At 64.1% G+C, this 22,077-nt stretch carries 26 protein-coding genes; 4 read left to right on the plus strand and 22 right to left on the minus strand.

Features of this window, described 5'->3' with window-relative positions; genetic code table 11:
* Window positions 1-4: 4 nt before the first annotated feature.
* The 5 genes from D3876_RS16925 to D3876_RS16945 form a co-directional block, all read right to left on the minus strand.
* On the minus strand, window positions 5-628 hold the full coding sequence (locus tag D3876_RS16925; protein ID WP_119764508.1) for a DUF4230 domain-containing protein: 624 nt from the start codon (window positions 626-628) through the stop codon (window positions 5-7).
* Complete coding sequence (locus tag D3876_RS16930; protein ID WP_119764510.1) at window positions 625-1,494, minus strand: MBL fold metallo-hydrolase; 870 nt, start codon at window positions 1,492-1,494, stop codon at window positions 625-627. Before D3876_RS16930 ends, D3876_RS16925 begins: the two co-directional genes overlap by 4 nt.
* 79 nt (window positions 1,495-1,573) lie before the next feature.
* A complete protein-coding gene (locus tag D3876_RS16935) occupies window positions 1,574-2,002 on the minus strand; it encodes a hypothetical protein (protein ID WP_119764512.1) in 429 nt (142 codons plus the stop codon).
* A gap of 22 nt (window positions 2,003-2,024) precedes the next feature.
* Window positions 2,025-3,578, minus strand: a complete 1,554-nt coding sequence (locus D3876_RS16940; protein WP_119764514.1) for a M56 family metallopeptidase — start codon at window positions 3,576-3,578, stop codon at window positions 2,025-2,027.
* Window positions 3,575-3,943, minus strand: a complete 369-nt coding sequence (locus D3876_RS16945) for a BlaI/MecI/CopY family transcriptional regulator (protein ID WP_119764516.1) — start codon at window positions 3,941-3,943, stop codon at window positions 3,575-3,577. The genes D3876_RS16940 and D3876_RS16945 overlap by 4 nt, the downstream gene beginning before the upstream one ends.
* 141 nt (window positions 3,944-4,084) lie before the next feature.
* Between D3876_RS16945 and D3876_RS16950 the strand changes: the two genes are divergently transcribed.
* On the plus strand, window positions 4,085-4,609 hold the full coding sequence (locus D3876_RS16950; protein WP_220475479.1) for a hypothetical protein: 525 nt from the start codon (window positions 4,085-4,087) through the stop codon (window positions 4,607-4,609).
* Between the two features lie 222 nt (window positions 4,610-4,831).
* Here D3876_RS16950 and D3876_RS16955 read toward each other — a convergent pair whose 3' ends face one another.
* Complete coding sequence (locus D3876_RS16955) at window positions 4,832-5,602, minus strand: helix-turn-helix domain-containing protein (RefSeq protein ID WP_119764518.1); 771 nt, start codon at window positions 5,600-5,602, stop codon at window positions 4,832-4,834.
* Between the two features lie 124 nt (window positions 5,603-5,726).
* On the opposite strand from D3876_RS16955, the gene D3876_RS16960 reads away from it, so the two are divergent.
* On the plus strand, window positions 5,727-6,128 hold the full coding sequence (locus D3876_RS16960) for a hypothetical protein (protein WP_119764520.1): 402 nt from the start codon (window positions 5,727-5,729) through the stop codon (window positions 6,126-6,128).
* Window positions 6,129-6,287: 159 nt separating this feature from the next.
* On the opposite strand, the gene grxD is transcribed toward D3876_RS16960, so the two are convergent.
* The 15 genes from grxD to D3876_RS17035 form a co-directional block, all read right to left on the minus strand.
* Window positions 6,288-6,620 carry a Grx4 family monothiol glutaredoxin gene (grxD, locus tag D3876_RS16965; protein WP_119764522.1) on the minus strand — a complete coding sequence of 111 codons (333 nt, stop codon included), beginning with the start codon at window positions 6,618-6,620 and terminating at the stop codon, window positions 6,288-6,290.
* A 17-nt stretch (window positions 6,621-6,637) separates the two neighbouring features.
* The gene (locus D3876_RS16970) at window positions 6,638-6,871 is read right to left on the minus strand and encodes a BolA family protein (RefSeq protein ID WP_119764524.1); all 234 of its coding nucleotides are present in this window, start codon (window positions 6,869-6,871) and stop codon (window positions 6,638-6,640) included.
* Complete coding sequence (locus D3876_RS16975; RefSeq protein ID WP_119764526.1) at window positions 6,871-7,197, minus strand: DUF1476 domain-containing protein; 327 nt, start codon at window positions 7,195-7,197, stop codon at window positions 6,871-6,873. The genes D3876_RS16970 and D3876_RS16975 overlap by 1 nt, the downstream gene beginning before the upstream one ends.
* 77 nt (window positions 7,198-7,274) lie before the next feature.
* Window positions 7,275-8,276, minus strand: coding sequence for an NADPH:quinone oxidoreductase family protein (locus D3876_RS16980; protein ID WP_182912046.1), 1,002 nt, complete (start codon window positions 8,274-8,276; stop codon window positions 7,275-7,277).
* Complete coding sequence (gene leuD, locus D3876_RS16985) at window positions 8,273-8,869, minus strand: 3-isopropylmalate dehydratase small subunit (RefSeq protein WP_119764528.1); 597 nt, start codon at window positions 8,867-8,869, stop codon at window positions 8,273-8,275. The genes D3876_RS16980 and leuD overlap by 4 nt, the downstream gene beginning before the upstream one ends.
* 7 nt (window positions 8,870-8,876) lie before the next feature.
* A complete protein-coding gene (locus tag D3876_RS16990; RefSeq protein ID WP_238475425.1) occupies window positions 8,877-9,713 on the minus strand; it encodes an N-acyl homoserine lactonase family protein in 837 nt (278 codons plus the stop codon).
* Between the two features lie 10 nt (window positions 9,714-9,723).
* Window positions 9,724-11,154, minus strand: coding sequence for a 3-isopropylmalate dehydratase large subunit (gene leuC, locus D3876_RS16995; RefSeq protein ID WP_119764532.1), 1,431 nt, complete (start codon window positions 11,152-11,154; stop codon window positions 9,724-9,726).
* 81 nt (window positions 11,155-11,235) lie between these two features.
* On the minus strand, window positions 11,236-12,525 hold the full coding sequence (locus tag D3876_RS17000) for a serine hydrolase domain-containing protein (RefSeq protein ID WP_119764534.1): 1,290 nt from the start codon (window positions 12,523-12,525) through the stop codon (window positions 11,236-11,238).
* A 141-nt stretch (window positions 12,526-12,666) separates the two neighbouring features.
* Complete coding sequence (locus D3876_RS17005; protein WP_119764536.1) at window positions 12,667-13,404, minus strand: hypothetical protein; 738 nt, start codon at window positions 13,402-13,404, stop codon at window positions 12,667-12,669.
* A gap of 94 nt (window positions 13,405-13,498) precedes the next feature.
* On the minus strand, window positions 13,499-13,828 hold the full coding sequence (locus D3876_RS17010) for a DUF6665 family protein (protein WP_220475480.1): 330 nt from the start codon (window positions 13,826-13,828) through the stop codon (window positions 13,499-13,501).
* A 33-nt stretch (window positions 13,829-13,861) separates the two neighbouring features.
* Window positions 13,862-14,551, minus strand: a complete 690-nt coding sequence (locus tag D3876_RS17015) for a glutathione S-transferase family protein (protein ID WP_119764538.1) — start codon at window positions 14,549-14,551, stop codon at window positions 13,862-13,864.
* 94 nt (window positions 14,552-14,645) lie between these two features.
* A complete protein-coding gene (locus D3876_RS17020) occupies window positions 14,646-15,614 on the minus strand; it encodes an NAD-dependent epimerase/dehydratase family protein (RefSeq protein ID WP_119765607.1) in 969 nt (322 codons plus the stop codon).
* A gap of 158 nt (window positions 15,615-15,772) precedes the next feature.
* Complete coding sequence (locus tag D3876_RS17025) at window positions 15,773-16,408, minus strand: 3-oxoacid CoA-transferase subunit B (RefSeq protein ID WP_119764540.1); 636 nt, start codon at window positions 16,406-16,408, stop codon at window positions 15,773-15,775.
* A gap of 184 nt (window positions 16,409-16,592) precedes the next feature.
* Window positions 16,593-17,300, minus strand: a complete 708-nt coding sequence (locus D3876_RS17030; RefSeq protein WP_119764542.1) for a CoA transferase subunit A — start codon at window positions 17,298-17,300, stop codon at window positions 16,593-16,595.
* Between the two features lie 260 nt (window positions 17,301-17,560).
* Window positions 17,561-18,655 carry a DUF2855 family protein gene (locus tag D3876_RS17035; protein WP_119764544.1) on the minus strand — a complete coding sequence of 365 codons (1,095 nt, stop codon included), beginning with the start codon at window positions 18,653-18,655 and terminating at the stop codon, window positions 17,561-17,563.
* A 72-nt stretch (window positions 18,656-18,727) separates the two neighbouring features.
* On the opposite strand from D3876_RS17035, the gene D3876_RS17040 reads away from it, so the two are divergent.
* Window positions 18,728-19,108, plus strand: coding sequence for a DUF488 domain-containing protein (locus tag D3876_RS17040; RefSeq protein ID WP_220475481.1), 381 nt, complete (start codon window positions 18,728-18,730; stop codon window positions 19,106-19,108).
* Here the strand turns inward: D3876_RS17040 and D3876_RS17045 are convergent.
* On the minus strand, window positions 19,092-20,006 hold the full coding sequence (locus tag D3876_RS17045) for an SMP-30/gluconolactonase/LRE family protein (protein WP_119764548.1): 915 nt from the start codon (window positions 20,004-20,006) through the stop codon (window positions 19,092-19,094). The two genes, D3876_RS17040 and D3876_RS17045, sit on opposite strands and share 17 nt — an antisense overlap.
* A gap of 213 nt (window positions 20,007-20,219) precedes the next feature.
* On the opposite strand from D3876_RS17045, the gene D3876_RS17050 reads away from it, so the two are divergent.
* Window positions 20,220-21,893: a thiamine pyrophosphate-binding protein gene (locus D3876_RS17050; protein WP_182912047.1), complete on the plus strand. Its 1,674-nt coding sequence runs from the start codon at window positions 20,220-20,222 to the stop codon at window positions 21,891-21,893.
* Window positions 21,894-22,077: the final 184 nt, after the last annotated feature.

Below are 22,077 nucleotides of genomic sequence, written 5' to 3' on the forward strand. Positions count from 1 at the left end.
TCACCTAACTCCCGGATTCATCGCCGAAGCGCGCCACGACGGTGGCCTCTACGCCCGCCGCCTTCAAAGGCATAGAAAAACTGTTGGCGATGGCGCGGCGCGTGGCATCGCGCGCAAGTTTCATCGGCACCGCCTCGCGCGCCTGCCGCATCAGCTCGTCCTGGCCCGCCTTGCGGTTGGCGGCGTCGAGCACCTTTTCGGAGTCGGTCAGCGCCAGCAGGATTCCGCCGCCATCATACTCCTGGATCGCGCGCATATCCACTTGCGGCCCGGCAATCTCGATCGGCGGCAGCGTGACGGTGAGTGTCCTGGAAACCTCGTCCCAGGCGACGTCACGCTGTTGCAGCTTCGAGAGGTCGACCTCGTAACGGACCATCCCGGGCATGATGAGCGTCTTTTTGGCGGTCAGCCCGAAGCGCCCCTGCTCAGAGGTGACGACCGCGACAAAGCGCGCCGCGAACGCCGACAGACGGTTCTGCTCGCGCAGACCCTGCAGGCTCGACGCGGCGATCGTCTCGACGTTCCCCTGCCAGCGCTTTTCCCAGGTGCGTTGCATCAAAAGCAGCGCGCCCAACCCCAGCGCGATCGCGAAGGCAATCGCGATCAGCCACTTGCCCAATGGTTTCATGTCTCGATCAGCTCCCAGCTATCCTGGTGTTCGCGGACCACACCGCGGTCGCGCAGGTCGATCAGATGCGCAAGCACCGAGCGCCCCGCAGCGCCGGTGAGGCGCGGATCGAGCCCCTTGTACATGTGCGAGACCATGACCGGGATTTCCCCTGTACCCCGCCCGACCAGCCGCAATATCTGCCCCTCGCGCTGCTTACGGTGGCCGAGCAACCCGCGCGCGAAACGCTGCGGCCGCTCGATCGGATCGCCGTGCGCCGGATAATAAATAACGTCGTCGCGGCCCATCAACAGCTCGAGGCTGGCCATATAGGCGGCCATGTCGCCATCGGGGGGCGAAACCACGCTGGTCGACCACGCCATCACGTGATCGCCCGTGAACAGCGCCTTTTCCTCGAGAAGCGCGAGGCAGAGATGATTGGAGGTGTGCCCAGGCGTCGCAACCGCCTGGAGCGTCCAGCGCGGACCCGAAACGCTCTCGCCGTCGCCGAGCACATGATCGGGCGCATAGGCGCGGTCGAATGCTTCATCGGCACGCGGGCCGCTGTCATCAAGCACCAGGGGCGCACAGCCGACGATCCGGGCGGCCGTAGCCTCCTTGAGCGGTCGCGTGGCGGGGCTGTGGTCGCGGTGGGTGTGCGTGCACGAAATATATGCGATCTCCTCGCCAGCGGTCGCACGCAGAATCGCGTCGATATGGTGTTGATCATCGGGACCGGGGTCGATCACCACAACGCTTCCATGACCCACGATATAGGTCTGGGTTCCGCTATAGGTATAAGGCGAGGGATTGGGCGCGAGCACGCGGCGCACCAAAGGGGTCAGCACCATCGCCTCACCGGTCGGGAAATCGTTCATCCCGCACATGTGGCACGTCCCTGCCCAGAAACAAGATCGGGCGGAACAGCCTGTAAATGTTCCACCCGATCAAATTGTCCCGCAGGATTTATTTGTTGGTGGCGCGATCCGCCTTGAGCCGCGCGATTTCGGCGTCCAGCGTGGCAAGCGCGCTTGAGCGATGCTCATCGCTCAGCCCCTTTTCCGCCGCCAGTTCGCCACGCGCCTTTTCCAGCGCTGCGACGGCGTCGGCGTCAGCCTTGCCGCAGATCATGATGCGCGTGCGCTGCTTCTTGCCGTCGGTCTCGGTTTCGACGTCGGTGCCGACCTCCTGCCCTTCAGCCTTGCACTTTGCCATCGCCGCATTGAGGTGCGCATCGTCGACCGCCACGCCGCCTTCCCCGCGCTTGATGATCGTCACGCGTTTTTCGACTTTGGGCTCGGTGTCGTGTCCCTCATGGGCCAGCGCCGCTATCGGAAGCCCTGCCAGCGCCAATGCTGTCAACGCGACTGTCAAATAGTCTTTTTTGTTCGTCATAGCCGATTCTCCTCCCGCGTAATTACTGGTCGTTCGCGCGGCGCAGCTTTTCGATTTCCCCGTCGATCGAGGCGAGCGCATCTCTGCGCTGATCGGCGGAAAGCCCCTGTGATGAAGCGATGCCTGCGCGTGCCGACGAAAGCGCCTGCACTTGCACCTTGTGATCGATCTTCGCGACACAGACGCGGACGATCTGCTTTCTGACCCCGTCATGACTCTCGGTGCGCGACTCCACAATTTCACTCTTGCCATCGCACTTGCCGGGAACGACACGAACCATCGACATGTGGCGGCGGGCGACGATCTGCGCTGCGCGTGCGGCCGCCATCGCTTCGCGGCGAACCTCCTCCGCTTCGACCAGCGCCTCGCGGCGTGCCTCCGCCGCCTCACGCAACGCTTCGCGACGCGCTTCGTCTGCTTCGGCCAATGCCTCACTCCGAGCCTCCGCGGCCTCGCGTTGCGCGGCTTCAAGCTCTTCATGCCAATCCCCCAAATTCAGGGGTGCAATCGGTGCCGGCGGAGCGGGAGCCATGGGCGGCGCGATGGCCAGCGGCGGCGCTGGCGCATCGGGGATTGCCGCCGGTGCGGCGGGTGGAATGGGCGTGATCGACGGCTGCAGCAACGCTGTCTTCTCGACCACTGCGCTACGCACTGTGCTTTCGACCTCACGCGTTGTCTCGGCCGCGATCCCGCCCGACGCGGTGAGCGCAAGGCCGCCGACGACGATGGTCACGGCGAGCGCACGGCCCGCCAAGATACGCTCATGCGCGTCGCGCATCATCAGCAGGCGCGTCTTGATCTGGTTGCGCGGGTTGAGCGCGCACGCCGCGACGGGGGTGCGGACGCAAGCCGATTTCACGAGCGCCGAGCCATAGGAATGACGCTCGTCGGGTGTCGCGTCGGCGAGCACGATCGCGTCGCAGGCGAGTTCCTGATCGGCGCGGAACGCACGCCAGGCACGGTATGCGATGGGATTGAACCAATGCAGCGACAGCATCGCCAGCGCGAAATAATTGAAGGAAAGGTCGCCGCGCCGGTGGTGCGCCCATTCATGCGTCAGCGCGAGACGCAGTTCATCCGCGCTGTAGCGATAGCGATAGTCATAAGGCAGCACGATCCGCGGCACGAACACACCCGTCGCAAAAGGACCGTCGACCGCCTGGCTCGCGCAGACCTCGATTCCGCCGCGATCGAATTCGGGAAGCTGCGTCGCCCGCGCGAGCGCCGTTCCCACGAAACGGCGATAGGCAATCAGGTGCCATCCGAAATAGCTGATCGCGCCGGTCAGCCAGATCGCGAGCAGCAGCGTGCCCCAGGCAATGCCGCTTTCAGGCGTGACGGGCGCGGCCTCGACCACCTCGATCATCGAGAAGTCGACGATCACCGGCAATTGCGTGATCGGCGCGGGACCGACCGATTCGGGCAGCGGCGGCAGCACCATGCGCAGCGCGGGCAGCAGCCAGAGCAGATAGGCAGTGCGCGCGCCGAGCATGCGCGCGACGTGACCGCGAACGAGAAGGACGAGGACCATGAGGATGGTCGTCGCCACGAACGTTTCCACGATCCAGGCCGTCATGACTTGAGCGCCTTCAGAAGGGCTTCGATCTCGGCGATGTCCTCATCGCTGAGTTCGTCGCGATCGGCGAGATGCGCCACCAGCGGCGAGACCCGCCCGCCGAACAGCCGGTCGACGAGTCGGCGCGACTCAACCGCGATATAATCCTCGCGCGCGACGGCAGGCCGATAGAGATAGCGGCGGCCATCCTCCTCGTAGGAAAGCACATTCTTTGCGAGCAGCCGCGACAACATGGTCTTGACCGTACGGTCGCTCCAGCCGCGCGCGGCACCGATACGCTCATGCACCTCGGTGGCGGTGAGTGGAGCTTCATCCCACAGCACATCCATCACCACCTGTTCGGCTTCGCTGATACGCTCGCTCATCGGCGCCTGCTCCCTTGTCCGATTACAACCGTAGTCGATTTTCGATTACAAGTGTAGTCATCAATTGGCTGAACGGCAAATGAACGCGCATTCATGCCGACGCGCTTTGACAAGCCGGGTCGACGTGCAATGAATGCGAAAATGACCGAAAGCGACAGTTCCCGCCGGCGCATCGTGGTCAATGATCGCATGCAGCAGGGGTATAGCTATCAACTGAGCGCGGGCGCCGGCAGGAATTTCGATCCCGATTTTTGCCCAGAGCTGACCCCGAAGGAAATGCTCGCGCTCGGCGTATTCGGCGGAAAGTATATGACCGATTGCCGCGACGAATTTCCTGAAAGCTGGTTCCGCGACGCCAAGCTGTCACCCCAGGGCCACGATCCTGCGCTCAATTATTTCGGAGTCAGCGCGAGCACGGCTTTGTCTGTATGGCGCGCCAAGGGCTGGATCCATCCGGACGACCCCCGTGGCTGGTTTCAATGGTATTGTCGCTATTATATGGGGCGAAGGCTGCCCGACGAAGACCGGCGTCAGATCGGTCGATGGAAAGCTTTTGCCCGTCACACCGCGCAGGTGCGGCGGCATTGCGAGCCCGGCGATCCCTTCTGTCGCCCCAGGCAGCGCCAAGCCTTGCTGCAGTGGGCCTATGACAGCCGGCGCATCTGATCTGGCGCATCACGACGCAAACGTCGGTCGGCTTTACAGACGTCCCGCCTGGTTAACATCTGTGAACCATCGAGTCGCAGGAATTTCGCCATTCGACCGAATTGGCACATAGCGTGCTATATTAGAGGTGTTCCCGATGGGGCATGGTCTCCAGCCATGCTCCACTTCATAGCGGCGGGTTGGTGCTTCCCTGGTCTCGCACCACCCGCCGTCCCCCGCTCCTCATAATTTCTGCAAGATCGCGAGCGTTTCGGCGTCGGCGGGCAGGAAGGATTCGATCGCGAGCTCCGAAAGTGTGACGTCGACGGGTGATCCGAACACCGCGCTCATGCTGAGCATCGACAGCCGCCCGAGCGGTGTTTCGAGGATCATCGGGATCGCGAGCGGATAGGCCGTCGCTGCCGCCGCGGTCTCGCCGCCCGGATAGCCGCGCAATTCGTCGAGCAGTTCCACCAGCGCTGGATCGGCGCTTGCCTCAATCTGTTCACGAAGCCGCTGGAACAGCGCCGAGCGCCATTCGGGGAGATTCACGATGCGCGCCGCGACGCCCTCAGGATGAAGGCTGACCCTGAGCGCATTGATCGGCGGCACGAGCAGATGAGACGCGACCCCCGTCATCAGGGTCATCAACGTGGCATTGGCATCGACCATATTCCAGTGCCGGTCGATCGCAAGCGCGGGATAGGGCTGGTAGGCAGCAAGCACATGCGCGATCGCGGTGCGCGCGGACGCCATGTCAGCACTGTCGAAGCGCTTTTCGGGATAGATCGGCGCATAGCCCGCCGAAACCAGCATGGTATTGCGCTCGCGCGGCGGCACTGCGAGGCATTCGGCGAGCTTTAGCACCAGTTCGCGGCTCGGGCGCGAACGGCCTGTCTCGACGAAGCTCAGGTGACGCGGCGAAATCTCGGCATCGAGCGCGAGATCCATCTGGCTCTGTCGCCGGTGCGCGCGCCATTTGCGCAGTTCTAAACCGATATCGATCTGCTTCATGACAGGCGGTGTAGCACGATGGCGCGGTGCCACCATTACCTGGCAGGTAATCGACGTCATTACCTCACGCTTCTATTTCCGGATCCGGCTCCCGGCATCGGGATCGCATCAACGGAGACAGACCATGGACAACAGCCTTTTCCTCCGCCGCATCTTCAAGCTCGATGCGCTGACTTGCTTCGCCTGTTTCGCACTGCTCACCGTCGGCGCGACACCGCTTGCACCGTTGTTCGGCCTGGACGCGCTGTTCCTACGCACGGCCGGACTGCTGCTCCTGCCCTGCGCCGCGCTTTTTCTCTGGCTGGGAACGCGTGTTGCACCGCCGCTCGCGCTCAGCGTCGTCGCGATCCTCGGCAATTTCCTGTGGGTCGCAGAGAGCGTCGCGGTGATGACGACGCGTCAGGACACGCTCACAGCGATCGGCACCGCCTTTGTCGGCACACAGGCCGCCGCGGTGCTGGTGCTTGCGTTGCTTGAAAGTCATGGCGTGAAGATCATGCGCCGCGCGACGGCGATGGCGCGGTAATCACACTCCACACCATGACATAAAGGCCCGTTCGGGCTGAGCCTGTCGAAGCCCTCCCCTTTTCTTTCCGTGCGGTTCAAGGAGAAGAAAAGGGCTTCGACAGACTCAGCCCGAACGGAGAGGCTGGAATGAACTTTGCAACAGGCTCGTTTCTCGGGTTCAGCCCGCCGGCACCAGTCCCTTGTCGGCAAGAAGCTGCTGAAGCTCGCCCGCCTCGTACATTTCCATCATGATGTCCGAACCACCGACAAATTCGCCCTTCACGTAAAGCTGCGGGATGGTCGGCCAGTCCGAAAATTCCTTGATCCCCTGCCGGATCGACTGATCCTGAAGCACGTCGACGCCCTGATAGGCGACGCCGAGATGGTCGAGGATCGCAATTGCGCGACTCGAAAAGCCGCACTGGGGAAAGAGTGGCGTGCCCTTCATGAACAGAACCACGTCGTTATCGGTGACGATCTGCCCGATACGGGCCTGGCTATCGTCGGTCATATGCGTTCCACTTCCTTTTAGTCGGGCGTCGCGGTGGTGAGTTGCAGCGCGTGGAGCACCCCGCCCATCCGGCCGCCCAGCGCGGTATAGACCGCGCGTTGCTGGTTCACCCGGGACATGCCCCGAAAAGTCTCGCTCACCACGCGCGCGGCATAATGATCGCCATCGCCCGCCAGATCGGTGATCTCCACCTTCGCGTCGGGAATCGCGGCCACGATCATCGCCTCGATGTCTTCTGCCGCCATCGGCATCAGGGCTGCGCCTCGATGAACTGGCGACGCGCCTCGACGGTCTTTTCCTCGAGCGCGGTGCGCACCTCGCCTTCGTCGATGTCGATGCCCGCCGAGGTGAGATCACCCAGCACCTTGCGGATGACATCGCCGTCGCCGGCTTCCTCGAAATCGGCCTGGACCACCGCCTTGGCATAGGCTTCGGTCTCTTCGGCGGTCAGGCCCATCTTGTCCGCCGCCCACTGGCCGAACAACCGGTTGCGCCGCGCGATGATCTTGAAGAGCGTGTCCTGATCCATCGCGTATTTCGCCTCGAAGGCGCGCTCGCGGTCGTCGAAAGTGGTCATGGCAGTCCCTTGGCTGGCTTTGCATTTCGCCCTTGAAATAGGAGCGCGCGCGCTACTCCGCAACGGGGCCGTGTCGATCAATCGCCGATCGTGACGACCACCTTGCCGATCACCTTGCGCGCCGCCATCTGCGCGATCGCGTCCCCGCCCTTCTCAAGCGGGTAGGTCCCGGTCACCTTGGGCGCGATCTGCCCCGTTTCCCAAAGGCGGAACAACCGCGCGACATGCGCCTGATTGGCCTTGGGATCGCGTGCGGCGAAGGCGCCCCAGAACACGCCGCAGACGTCGCAGCTCTTGAGCAGCGTCAGGTTGAGCGGCAGCCTGGGGATACCCGCGGGAAAGCCGACGACAAGATAACGCCCCTCCCAGGCGATCGCGCGTAGCGCCGGCTCGCAATAGTCGCCGCCGACGGGATCATAGATAACATCAGCGCCATTGGGGCCGATCGCAGCCTTGAATTCGTCTGCAAGCGCCTTGGATTGATCCTTGTCAAAGGGCCCGCGCCCATAGACGACAACCTCGTCGGCGCCCGCCGCACGCACCGCCTCGGCCTTTTCCTCCGAAGAGACCGCCGCAACGACGCGCGCGCCGAATGCCTTGCCAAGCTCGACCGCCGCCAGGCCAACGCCACCCGCCGCGCCGAGGACGAGCAGCGTCTCGCCTTCCTTCAGATGACCGCGGTCGACGAGCGCGTGGATCGTCGTGGCATAGGTCAGCAGCAGCGCCGATCCTTCAGTGAAGCTTCGTCCCTCGGGCAAGCGAAACGCGCTAGCCGCAGGAATCACGATCTTTTCAACCATGCCGCCCGATCCGGGCACCGCGATCACGCGGTCGCCGGGCTTCCAGTCGGTGACGCCCTCGCCCACCGCTTCGACCACACCCGCGATCTCGCCGCCGGGTGCGAAGGGGCGCGGCGGCTTGAACTGGTATTTGTCCTCGATGATCAGCACGTCGGGATAGTTGACCGCACACGCCTTGACCGCGACGAGAAGCTGGCCGGCTCCGGGCGTCGGATCGGCGATCTCGTCGACAACCAGCGTTTCGGGGCCACCAACGGCTTTGGACAGCAATGCCTTCATGCGCTTCCTTCTCCCATCATCCACGGCCGCTCGCCGGCGGCTTTTTTCTCGAATGTCGCGATCTGAGCGTCCATGGCGAGCGTCAAGCCGATCTCGTCCAGTCCATCCATCAGGCAGTGCTTGCGAAATGGGTCGATCTCGAAGGTGAAGCGGTCCTGGAACCGCGTTGTCACGGTTTGATGCTCGAGATCGATATGGATCGGATCGGTCTTTGCCACCTCCATCAAACGGTCGATCGCCTCCTGGGGAAGAACGACGGCCAATATGCCGTTCTTGAATGCGTTGCTCGAAAAAATATCCGAATAGCTCGGCGCGATCACCGCGGTGATGCCCATATCGAGCATCGCCCATGCGGCGTGCTCACGGCTCGACCCGCAACCGAAATTGTCGCCCGCAATCACGATCGGCGCGCCCGCATATGCGGGATTATCGAAGACGTTGTCCGGATCCTTGCGCAACCGCTCGAACGCACCCGCTCCAAGCCCCGCGCGACTGATCGTCTTCAACCAGTCGGCGGCGATGATCATATCGGTATCGACATTCTTCAGGCCCAGCGGATAGGCGCGGCCATCGATCACGGAAACCTTGTCCATCAAATCCTCAATTGAGCGCTGCGGGAAAGGCGGGCAGTTCCGCCATATCGCGCGGATCGTGCTGGATGATCACGCGCGCCTGCAGGTTCTTTGCGATTTCCTCGAACCGGTCGTGCGAGGCAAGCGTGTCGGCGCGGTTGGTGTTGAAGCTGGGCACGCCGCGCACCGCGCGGTTCTCGCGAAAATGATACTGATCTCCCGAGAGCAGCACGGCACCGCTCTTGGGCAGCCGTACCAGCAAGGCACTGTGCCCCGGCGTATGGCCGGGCATGGTGAGCATCGTGACCGTGCCATCACCGAAGACGTCAAGATCGCCTTTGACCGGCCGCACCTTGCCCTTGCCCGAGAGCCAGTGCGTCAACTGCTGCGCCGAGCGATCTTCGGGCTTCATCGCCTTGACCGCATTCCAGTCGCCTTCGCCCATCAGCAGTTCGGCACCCGGAAATTCAGCCGCGCCGCCGGTATGATCGGGGTGATAATGGCTGATGCCAACATAAGTGATCGCGCCCGGCTGGATGCCGCTTTCCTTGAGCTTGTCGGTCAGGCTCTTGTCGAGGGTCAGCCCCGGCGGGCCATTGGTGGCGCCGACAAGTTGTGCCGTCAGCCCGGTATCCCAGAGCAGCACGCCCTTGGGATGACGGATCAGGAAACAGCCCGCGACAAGTTCACGCTTCTCGCCCTTAAAGCGCATCGTATCGGAGAACCAGGCAAGATCCTCCTGCTTCAACTGGCCGCACTGAATCGCCTGCAGCGTGATCTTCGCCTCGCCCTGCGCCATCGCGGCCCAGGCGGCGATCCCGCTCAGAAGCGCGCCACCGAACAGCAGCACCATTACCCTTTTCATGGCGTCCCCCTTATCCCATCAATTCGCGCACATCGGTCAGCCTGCCCGTCACGGCCGCTGCGGCAGCCATGGCGGGGGACAGCAGATGGGTTCTCGAGCCCGGCCCCTGCCGTCCCATGAAATTACGATTGGACGTAGAGGCGCAGCGTTCGCCCGCGGGCACCTTGTCCGGGTTCATGCCCAGGCACATCGAGCAGCCGGGCTCGCGCCATTCGAAGCCCGCCTCGGTGAAGACGCGGTCGAGCCCTTCCTGCTCGGCCTGGAACTTGACCAGCCCCGAACCCGGCACGACCAGCGCCTGCTTGATGCCCGGCGCGACATGGCGCCCTCGCACGATCTCCGCGGCGGCGCGCAGATCCTCGATCCGGCTGTTGGTGCAACTCCCGATGAAGATATTCTCGATCGTCACATCTTCCATGCGCTGGCCTGCGGCGAGGCCCATATAGTCGAGCGATTTCTGCGCCGCCTCGCGCTTGGAGGCGTCGGCAAAGCTCTGCGGATCGGGCACGACACCGGTGATCGGCACTACGTCTTCGGGGCTGGTACCCCAGGTGACATTGGGGACGATCTCGGCGGCGTCGAGCGTGACGACACGGTCATATTGCGCGCCTGGGTCGGTCGCGAGCAACTTCCACCAGGCGACGGCCTTGTCCCACTCCGCGCCCTTGGGCGCCATCGGGCGATCCTTGAGATAGGCAAAGGTCTTCTCGTCGGGCGCGATCAGGCCGGCGCGCGCGCCACCCTCGATCGACATGTTGGAGACCGTGAGCCGCCCCTCGACCGACATCTCGCGGAAGACCGAGCCGGTATATTCGATGACATAGCCGGTGCCGCCTGCGGCGCCGATCTTACCGATGATCGCCAGAATGACGTCCTTGGGCGTGACGCCCGCGCCGAGTTCGCCATCGACGCGGATTTCCATCGTCCTGGATTGCTTCAAGAGCAGCGTTTGCGTGGCGAGCACATGCTCGACCTCGCTCGTGCCGATACCGAAGGCGAGCGCGCCGAGCGCGCCATGCGCCGCGGTGTGGCTGTCTCCGCACACCAGCGTGCAGCCCGGCAGGGTGAAGCCCTGTTCAGGGCCGACGACATGGACGATGCCCTGCTCGCGATCGGTGGCGCCGATATAGCGTATGCCGAATTCGGGTGCATTCTTCTCCAGCGCAGCCAGTTGCTGCGCAGACATCGGATCGGCGATCGGCAGCTTGTGCCCCGCGGCGTCGACGCGCGGCGTGGTCGGCAGGTTGTGATCGGGCACGGCAAGCGTGAGGTCGGGGCGACGCACCTTGCGGCCCGACGCCCTGAGGCCCTCGAATGCCTGCGGGCTCGTCACTTCATGAACGAGGTGACGGTCGATATAAATAAGGCAGGTGCCGTCGTCGCGTTTCTCGACAACGTGCGAATCCCAGATCTTTTCGTAAAGCGTGCGCGGTCCAGTCATAACCCGACCGCCCATAAACCCATTCCTCATTGCCGGGAAAGCGGGAAGTTTGCAATTTTCGTGCGCATCCGGCCAGAACGGCTATCGCGCGCTCGCAGTCATCGTTCCCCCGGCCCCCGACGCCGGCACATTGCCCAGATCCGCCCAATCGGTGAAGGGCTGCTGGTAAAGCATATCCATCAGCTCAAGCTGGATGCCGACGGGCTTGTTGCTCTGCGAATTCCACAGCATCGCGATCCCCGCCTTTTTCACAGGATCGAACAGGATCAGCGAGCGATAGCCATTGACCGCCCCGCGATGTCCGACAATCGGGTGACCGGCATAGCTATAATCGCGCCAACCCATCGCATAATGCGCGTTCTTGAGCGCATAATCGACGCGTCCGCCGCCGTGCGGCGTCGCGACGACGGGCGCATGGACACGGTCGAGCAATTTTGCCGAGAGCACGCCGGGCGCGCCGCCCATCTGCGCGCGCATCCATTTCGCAAGGTCGAAGATCGACGAGTTGACGCCGCCCGCGGCGGGCACGCGATAATAGTTGTCGTTGACCTCGATCGTGCGCTGGCCGACATGCGGCCGCGCCCAGCTCACCGCGCTCTGAAGTCCCGCACGATCGGTGCTCGCGCTCGCCATGCCGAGCGGGCCGAAAATCTTCTCGCGTACCAGCACACCATAGGGCTTGCCCGTCACGCGCTGGACGATCTCTGCCGAAGTATCGAAGGCGACGTTTTGATAGGTGTAGCAGGTCGACGGCGCGCAATAGGGCGACAGCCCTGCCAGCATGCCGCGTATCAGCGTCGGGTCCTGTCCGGCCTCAAGCTTGTCGTCATAGGCGTTACGGACGATGCCGGTACGGTGCGAGAGCAGGTCAGCGACCGTGACGCGCCCCTCATTTCCACCCGGCAACCGCAGCGAGGTCTGATACTGCGTGACGGGTGCGTCGAGGGACAGCTTGCCCTCATCTGCAAGGCGGTTGACAAGCGCGGACGCAACGCCCTTGGACAGCGAGGCCCAGCGGAACACGGTGCCCGTCGTCACCGGATCGCCGGTGCCGGCGGCGGTGACCCCATAGCCCTTCACGAAGCGGATCTGGCCGTTCTCGATCACCGCGACGCCCAGCCCGACCATATCCTTCGACCGCATAAGGTGCTGAAGGCGCGCGTCGAGCCTGCCATAGTCGACCCGCTGGGGGCCATCGAAGGCAATCGGATCGGCGATGAGTGCACTGCTCGCAGGCTCGAAGCCATCCGGGCCGTCGCCCGCCGCCTGGCTTGGGCCGGCTTGTGCGAAACCATAAAGAACGGCCCCTGCAGCGCACATCATTGCGGCAGGCAAGCCGAACGTCCAACGACGCGATCGGGTTGATGTCATATCTATCTCACGACCCCCAAGGCTCTGTTAAGCCTTTCTGTGGGGTTGAGGCTAAGCCTGTTTCATATTTGTTGCCAAGCGCCAGGGATTCGACCGGTCCCGAAACGAGGCGGTTTCATCGTAATTTACGCGAGTTCGACGTCAGCGCGCGACGATCGCGGATGCCCATGATGCAAAGGCAAGCCAGCCATCGGTTTCCCAGATCGCGATCCTGAAGACCTGTGATGCGATCAGGAACAGCCCGCCCCAGATCGTCGCCGGGTGCAGTTTGCCGAGCGTCTTCAGGTCCCAGACGATCAAGGGGATGAGGAAAAGATCGGGCAGCCCGAAGATCGCGATCGGCCCTGCGATCGGCGGCGGCCACGGCATGCGACCGATCGCGGGCGAGAGCATCCCGATCATGGCGATCAACATCAGCCGCTTGTGCGTCTGCGGCGTCCTGCGATTGAGCAGCGCCATGACGATCAGACCGCCATAGACGGGCACATCGATCAGCGGGATTGCGAGCCAGCTAAGCGGCGTCGTTCCGGGCGGATTGGTCGGCCGGTGGACGCCGTAGAGGGCAACCGCGGTTCCGAGCAGGATCATGACGACCGCAAGCGCCATGCCCACCGCGCCGAGCCGGCGATGGAGATCGGTGCGCCCGGCCGCAACCAGCGAGGTTTGCGTGACGAACAGCAGGATCCAGGATGAAAATACGAGCCCGTGCAGATGCACGAGCGGCGTCATCGCGGGCAGCGGCCGTCCCGCATCGATGATCCCGCGCAGATAATAGGTCGGCGCGAAGCCGATGACGACCATGGCGAGGATCGCCAGCGCCATGCTCGTAAAGAAAATGCGTTCGCCCGAAAGGCGACGACGCCCCGCCACAGTTGCCATGCCCGAACTCCCCACAAGTTCCCGAGACTTTCGTGGCCGCTGATATCATGTCGGAACCGAAACTTCCATCCCGGCGCAGGCTCGTCGGACGGTGTTAGCGCTTACGGACGATCCCCAGCCGCGCCATCACCTCGCGCGGTATCGTGAAATCCTCTACAATCATCGCGCTGTTGCGAAAGCCGCAAAGCTCGCGCTGGACGATGAAGCCCCAGACCTTGGCGGCGGCCGCGTCGAGCAGCGCCTCATGCGCGGCGCTGCCACGCTCGCCATCGAAGCCGCGTAGCACCGCAAGCGCGCGCTCCACCTGCCGACCGGCGCGCGCGAGCGATTCCACCTTCTCGTTGAGCACTTCGGCCTCGAGCGCGCCAAGCGCGGCCTCGCGCGCCTGCGGACGAAGCGCGCCGATATGGGGGCGGACAGCCATGGCCTGCCGATATACGCCGCGGCCGCCCCGGCGTCAGCCCGCCTTGCGATAATCCGCGACGATCTCGCCCGCGGCGATCAGTTCCGCCTCATGGCTCGCTTCGCGCCACGTCTCGGCCAGCGCGGCGGCTTCCCATTGCTGCATCGCGGGGTGCGCGATGACGTGATCGACCCAGCGTTGCCCGGCCGCGCCGACATCGAGTCCGTAGGTGCGCACCCGGAACGCGACCGGGGCGTAAAAGGCATCGACGGCGCTGAAATCGGCGCCAGCGAGCCACGGCCCGCCAAAGCGATCGAGCCCCTCCGCCCACAGTTCGGCGATGCGCGCGACATTTCTTTCGAGCGCGGCGCTCGGGGTGCGTGGCTTCACGCGAACGCCGACATTCATCGTGCAGTCGTTGCGGAGCGCACCGAAGCCGCCGTGCATTTCAGCAACCGCCGAATAGGCCCAGGCACGCGCGGCTTCGTCGGTGGGCCAGACGCCAGGATGACGTTCGGCCAGATAGACGGTGATGCCGAGCGAATCCCAGATCGCGCGATCGCCGTCGATCAGACAGGGCACCTGGCCGTTGGGCGAGAAGGCGCGGAAAGCGTCGTAATTGTCGTGGGTTGTGAAGGGCTCGATCCGATCCTCGAACGCGATGCCCAGCGCCTTCATCAGCAGCCAGGGCCTCAAGGACCAGCTCGAATAGTTCCGGTTTGCGGTGATCAGCGTGTACGTCATGCGATGTTCCTCCCGCGCCAGCCCCTAGCCGCGCGATCGATTCCGGCCAAAACAAGAATGCGTCTCCATCGATAAGCTGGCCTTATCAAGGGGATCACACCACCTCCTTGGGCGAGAGATAGTCGGGATCATGGATGATCGGCGGTTCCTCGCCGCGATCGAGCGCTTCGAGGATCTGTGCAAATCCGGTGCGGCAGCGAAAGCCCAGCAACCGTTCAGCCTTTTCGGCGACATACACACGATCGATATGCGCGGGCAGCGTCCAGCCACGCTTTGCGTAGAGCGCAGCAGCGCCCGGGAAATAATGTTCGATCACGCGCGGCGCATCCTCGATCAGCGCGGCGCAGCCCTCGCGCGTGAAGGGCGTGGGCGCCGACAGGATGAAGGTCTCGAAACCGAGCGCGGGCGCACGATCGAGCGCCGCGACATGCGCCTCCACCGCATCCTCGACGGTCAGCCGGCGACCCAGGAACTCGTTGGCCTTGGTGTTGGGGCCGTCATGGTCGATTTCGCCGGCCATGTCGTCATCCTCGGGGAAGAAACGCCCGGTGCGCAGCACGGTGACGGGCAGCGCCTGCTCCAGATGCGCGAGGCGGCAGAGCTGCTCGGCGGCGAGCTTGGTGACGCCGTAGATGTTGCGCGGCTGGAGCGGTGCGAGCTCCTCGGTGATCCACGCCGCCTCGCGCGCGCCGCCCGCCTTGCCCGCGCGGATCGCGGCCGAGATCATCAGCGAGGTGGTCGAGGTGAAGACGAAGCGGTCATTGCCCGCCGCCACCGCGGCCTCGAGCAGGTTGAGCGTGCCCGTGACGTTGACGTCGATGAAGGCCTGCGCGGGATAGCGCGCGATATCGGGCTTGTGCAGCGCGCCCGCGTGGATCACCGCCTCGATACCATGATCGACAAAGACGCGATCGACGGTCGCGCGATCGGCGACCGACCCGATGATCTGCGTGTGCGCGCCCGGTGCGACGTCCAGCCCGGTGACGTGATGCCCCGCCGTGCCCAGCCGGGGGGCCAGATGACGTCCGAGCCAGCCCGAAGAACCTGTCAGAAGTATTCGCATGCCGTTCGACACTCCTTGGCCGCCGCCCTCACGCGCCGCCCACCCCACGATCGTCATGCTGAACTTGTTTCAGCATCCATTCGGAAGCGCCCGCGTAACCGGACAAATCGCGTGGACCCTGAAACAAGTTCAGGGTGACGACGAAGGTGCGAAGAGAATCACTGCACGTATTTCGCCGTCGTCTTCGCCGCCACCTCATCAGCGGTCACGCCCGGCGCCAGCTCGATCAGCCTGAACGGGCTCGCGTGATCAGGCCGCTGGAACACCGCGAGATCGGTAATGATCATGTCGACGACATTCTTGCCGGTGAGCGGCAGCGTGCATTCGGGGATGAACTTGGGATCGCCGGCCTTGGAATTGTGCTCCATCACGACGATGATCTTCTTTACGCCCGCGACGAGGTCCATCGCGCCGCCCATGCCCTTGATCATCTTGCCCGGGATCATCCAGTTGGCGATGTCGCCATTCTCGGCGACTTCCATCGCGCCAAGCACGGTCAGGTCGATATGCCCGCCACGGATCATCGCGAAGCTGTCCGACGACGAGAAATAGACCGAGGACGGCAGCTCGGAGATCGTCTGCTTGCCCGCGTTGATCAGGTCGGGGTCGACTTCATCGGGATAGGGAAAGGGCCCGATGCCGAGCATGCCGTTCTCGCTCTGCAACGTGACCGTCATCCCCTCGGGGATGTTGTTCGCCACCAGCGTCGGAATGCCGATACCGAGATTGACGTAATAGCCGTCGCGCAGCTCCTTGGCAGCGCGTGCGGCCATCTGGTTCCTGTCCCAAGCCATTCACTCTTGCTCCATCTATCCCCCTCCCTTTCAAGGGAGGGGCAAGGGGTGGGTCAGCGAAGGCGGGGCTCGACGCCCCGGCTTCGCTTTGGGGTGAAGTAGCAGCGCCTTGAGTCCTTTTGGCTCGCAGACGCTCGCACCCACCCCCTTACCCCTCCCTTGAAAGGGAGGGGCTTAATCTATCTCACGCCGCCTCCCGCTCGCGCGTCGTCACGAATTCGATCTTCTTGTCATAGGGCGCCCCCACGATCATCCGCTTCACATAGATGCCGGGCAGATGGATCGCGTCGGGATCGAGCGAGCCCACGGGCACCACTTCCTCGACCTCGGCGACGCAGATCTTCGCGGCGGTCGCCATCGGCTGGTTGAAGTTGCGCGCGGTCTTGCGGAAGATCAGGTTGCCGCTCTCATCGGCCTTCCAGCCCTTGATGATCGCGACATCGGCGTAGATGCCGCGTTCGAGGATATAGGTTTCCCCGTCGAACTCCTTGTGCTCCTTGCCCTCGGCGACAAGCGTGCCGACGCCGGTCTTGGTGTAGAAGCCCGGGATGCCCGCGCCGCCCGCGCGGCAGCGCTCGGCGAGCGTGCCTTGGGGGCAGAACTCGACCTCGAGCTCGCCCGCAAGATATTGCCGCTCGAACTCCTTGTTCTCGCCGACATAGGAGGAGATCATCTTGGCGACCTGGCGCGTGCGCAGCAGCTTGCCGAGCCCCTCATTGTCGATGCCCGCATTGTTCGAGGCGATCGTGAGACCCTTCACCCCTGAATCGCGGATCGCGTCGATCAGCCTTTCGGGGATTCCGCACAGGCCGAAACCGCCCGCGCACATCGTCATGCCATCGAACAACAGCCCCTCGAGCGCGCTTGCCGCATCGGGATAGAGCTTCTTCATCGGGTCCCCTCCTGAGATCCAGTTTCCGCCGCGGAATAGGCGCGCGCACGGGGGGCGGTCAATCGCGGCTCGGCTGCAATCGCAGTTGCAGAAAATGCAATTGTCGATACTTCTGCAAATGTCTTCGTTCCGTTGGGGCTGAGCCTGTCGAAGCCCTTCCCTTTTCTTTTTGGTGGAGGAAGAAGGAAGGGGCTTCGACAGGCTCAGCCCCAGCGGTGTGAGAAACTGCGAAAGCCGCCAAAAGCCGCTGAACGCCAGCCCTACAACGCGACAATCACCCCCGCGCGCGGATCGGCCTTGCCCGCCACCGCTTCGCGATAGGCGGCAAGCGCGGCGTCGGGCCCCATGCGCTTGTCGATGTGAAACAGCTTGCGGGCGTCGCCGAGGAAGTTGGTCCAGGCAGCGGCGACGCGCTCGCGAAAACCGCCCGCCCCCCAGTCCTGCGAGCGCTTCTGGATGCGGCCCGGAGCGAAGAAGCCTACGGCGGGCCAGCGCTTGCCGCCTTCGCCCGTCGCATCCCAGTGCGCCTTGCCGACCACGAGGCTGAAGCGCAATGCGTCGCCCAGATGCTCGTGCACCGCGCCCGTCACCGTGCTGTTGCCCGCGACGTCGACAAAGGCGGACGGCACCGATGCGTCGATGTCGCTGATCGTATCATAGAGCACGAGTTCGTCGTACAGCCCCGTGGCTTCGAGGAACGCCCGGCCGCGCTCTGACGTGAGGCCGATCATGCGCGGCCGCTGCGCACGTTCGCGCATCGCATGCGCGAAGGAGATCGCGGTCTTGGCCGAAGCGCTGGCGACGATCACCTGTTCCGCGCCATAATCGCCCTCATCCTCGAACTGATCGGCGATCAACCAGCCGGTGAGGTAGAGCGGGCGAAAGACGGGCCACCACTCACGATCCGCTTCGGCATAATCGCCGAGCGCCGCAACGCGCTGATATTGGTTATAGACCGCGGGCATGTCGAGCCGGTGCGCGGTCTGATCGGTAAAGCCGGCGGGCCCGACGCGGTCGGGGGTGAGCACCGCGTGCGAGGCGAGCGGGAAATAGCCGTAAAGCAGTTCGCCGGGATCGAGACCCTCGACCCTGGAGCGCGTCACCGTGGCAAAGCCCCACACGGGAAGCCGCCCCGCGCCATCGCCCGAGAAGAAGTCCCAATAACCCTTGCCGTTGCCGAACAGTCCGACCGGATGGCCGAGCGCGGCATAGGTAACATTGTTGGCAGTCATCGCGAATTCGTCGAGCCGAACCTCGATCTCGCCATCGCCCAACTCCCGCGCACCCTCGTCAACGATACCAGCCTTTGCGATCTCATCGCGATCGACGTCGACCGCCCAGCGTGCTTCGCTCATAGATCCTCTCCTTGCTCAAGCGGCAGAATGACGCATAACCGTGACAGCACAAGTCATGGACGAGGACTTGCGGTGACAGCCACACTCCGGATCAAGCGCATCCATGAGCCCGCCGAGTCGAGTGACGGCGCGCGATTCCTCGTCGATCGGCTCTGGCCGCGCGGCATATCCAGGGAAAGGGCGGCGCTCACCGGCTGGCTGCGCGCGCTGGCGCCGAGCGACCTGCTACGCAAACTCTATCACGGCGCAACCGGGGATTCGGATGCTGCATGGGATGCATTCCGCAAGGCTTATGTCGACGAACTCGAAATCGGTGGCCCCGATATTACGGCCGCGCTTGCCGAACTCGACGCGGCGCGGATGGCTGGGCCGGTGACCTTGCTCTATGCAGCGAAGAATGTGTCGCGCAACAATGCCGCGGCGCTCGCGGAGTGGCTCAACCGACGAGCCTGAGCCCCGGGCGCGGCCACGCCATGCTCACCAGCCGGCCCGTCCCCGACAGAGTGATATATGCCGTCCGCCGATCCGCTCCGCCCCAACAGATATTGGTGGTGAAGGGATCGTGGGTGGGCACAAAGTCGACAAGTTGGCCCTCGGGCGAGATCACGGAGATACCGCTCTGGCCGATCGTCGCAACACAGATATTGCCGTCTTCCTCGACACCAAGGCTGTCGAAATAGGTGTAGCCCGCGGGCGAGTAGAGGAAGCGCCCGCCACCGCCCGAAAGCCCCGTCGCCCTGGCCACACTGCCCGGTCCTGTCAGATCGAAGGCCCAGAGTTTGCAGGTATAGGTCTCGGCGACATAGAGCGTCTCGCCATCGGGCGAGAGGCCGATGCCGTTCGGGTTTTCGAGCGGAAAGATGACTTCCTCAATATGGCTGCCATCGGCCTTCGCGTAGAACACGCCGACGACGTCGCGCGCTCGTTCGCCGGTCTTGCCGTGATCGGTGAACCAGAAGCCGCCATGCGCATCGAAGACGATATCGTTGGGACCGCGCAGCGCCACGTCGCCCGCATGGGTGTAGAGCGTCTCGACCGAACCTGTCGCCATGTCGACGCGCTGGATCGACCCGCCCGCATAATCCGCCGCGGTACCATGAGGGACGAGCAACCCCTGCGTCTCCACCCAGCCGAAGCCGCCATTGTTGCAGACATAGAGCATGCCGTCGGGCCCGACCGCGAGGCCGTTGGGACCACCGCCGGGCTCGGCCACGGTTTCCTTGGTCCCGTCGGGGCGGACGCGCGTGATGCGCCCGGCGGCAATCTCGACCAGCACGATCGAGCCGTCAGGCATCGCCACGGGTCCCTCGGGGAAGCGCAGTCCCAACGCAATCTCTCGAACCGCCTGCATCGCACCCCTCCTCGCCTGTCCTACACGTTCTGTTCCTGTCATCTTTGACGCGAGCCGATTCGGCTGCGGTTGCGACAGGGACGAATCAACATGGCGTTTTGTGCGAAGTTTGCGAAGTTAAGGAAAGGCAGGATCGCCGGGGCCAGCTTTGCAGACGCCGCGACCCAGCCTAGACCATGACGCAATGACACGTTTTCAGGAGAGATTTCGCCAATGACAGCCAGAACCGGCGGCCGCATCCTCATAGACCAGCTTCTGATCCAGGGATGCGACCGCATTTTCACCGTACCCGGCGAGAGCTTCCTGGCAGTGCTCGACGCGCTCCACGACAGCCCCGAGATCGAAACGGTGGTGTGCCGGCAGGAAGGCGGCGTGACCTTCATGGCGGAGGCCGACGGCGCGATGACCGGCCGGCCGGGGATCGCTTTTGTGACGCGCGGGCCGGGTGCGACCAATGCCTCGATCGGCGTGCATGTCGCGATGCAGGATTCAACGCCGATGATCCTGTTCATCGGTGACCTCGCACGCGGCGACAAGGACCGCGAGGGATTTCAGGAAGTCGACTTCACCGCGATGTTCACCCCGCTCGCCAAATGGGCGGCGCGGATCGACGACGCGGCGCGCATCCCCGAATATGTCGCGCGCGCCTATGCGACCGCGATGTCGGGGCGGCCGGGGCCCGTGGTGCTCGCGCTGCCCGAGGATATGTTGCGCGACGCGGTCGAGGCGCTCGATCGGCCCAAGATCGTCCCGCCCGAACAGAGCGTCGATCCCGAGGCGATGATGGCGCTTGTAGACCTGCTGAAAGATGCCTGCGCGCCCGTTGCGATCGTGGGCGGCGCGGGCTGGTGCCAGGGGGCGTCGCATTATTTCCGCGAATGGGCGGAGCGCGTGGGTATTCCCGTCGCGGTCGGCTTTCGCCGCCAGGACGCCATCCCCAATGACAGCGCCGCTTATGCGGGCAATCTGGGCTATGGCCCCAACCCCAAACTGGTCGAGCGCGTGCGCAACGCCGATCTGATCCTCGCCGTCGGCGCGCGGTTGGGCGAGGCGACCACCGACGGCTATGCGCTGATCACCCCCGACCATCCCGACCAGATTTTGATCCACGTCCATCCCGATCCGAATGAGCTGAACCGCGTCTATCGCGCGGATCTCGCGATCTGTGCGGACATGCGCGAATTCGCCGAAGAGGCGGCGCTCTGGGAAGACGACCTGCTCGATTTCGACGCCGGAAAGCAAGCGCATGCCGAATGGGAGGCGTGGAACACGCCCGCCCCCAATGGCGCGGCGCTCGACCTTGGGATGTGCGTCAAGGAGATGCGCGAGAAACTGCCGGCCGATTCGATCATCTGCAACGGCGCAGGCAATTTTTCGGGCTGGTGGCATCGCTACTGGCGCTATACCGGCCCCGTGAGCCAGCTCGCGCCGACCGCGGGCGCGATGGGATATGGCGTCCCCGCTGCCGTCGCCGCATGCTTGCGCAATCCGGACCGGCAGGTGATCGCGCTCGCGGGCGACGGCGATTTCCTGATGAACGGGCAGGAACTGGCGACCGCGGTGCGCTATGGCTGCGATCTGCTCGTGCTCGTGATCGACAACGGCGCCTATGGGACGATCCGGATGCATCAGGAACGCGAATATCCTGAGCGGATCTCGGCAACCGAACTCGTCAATCCTGACTTCGCGGCGCTGGCGCGCGCCTATGGCTGCTGGGCAGCGACGGTCGAGAAGACCGACGAATTTGCGCCCGCGCTCGCCGAAGCGATGCAGCGCAAGGGCGTGCGGCTGCTCCATCTGAAAACCGATGTCGAGCATATCGGCGCAGGCGGCAACACGCTCGACAAGGTGCGCGCGGCGGGACGCAAGGCGCGCGGCGAAGGCTGAAGGCGAGACGCCGAACGAAAGGCCCCGCTCCGGCAAAGCGGAACGGGGCCTCCCGCGACCCTCTGGGGGTATTCGGAAAATCAGCGCTGACCTGCGAAAAGCCTCGCATGTTTTCCGGGAGGAAACTCTCGTGCGCTCAGCACGCGCCTCCCCTTTTGCGTCACCAGGCAAGGGGAGAGCCCGG

This window comes from Sphingomonas cavernae (genome assembly GCF_003590775.1).
Taxonomy (GTDB): Bacteria; Pseudomonadota; Alphaproteobacteria; order Sphingomonadales; family Sphingomonadaceae; genus Sphingobium_A; species Sphingobium_A cavernae.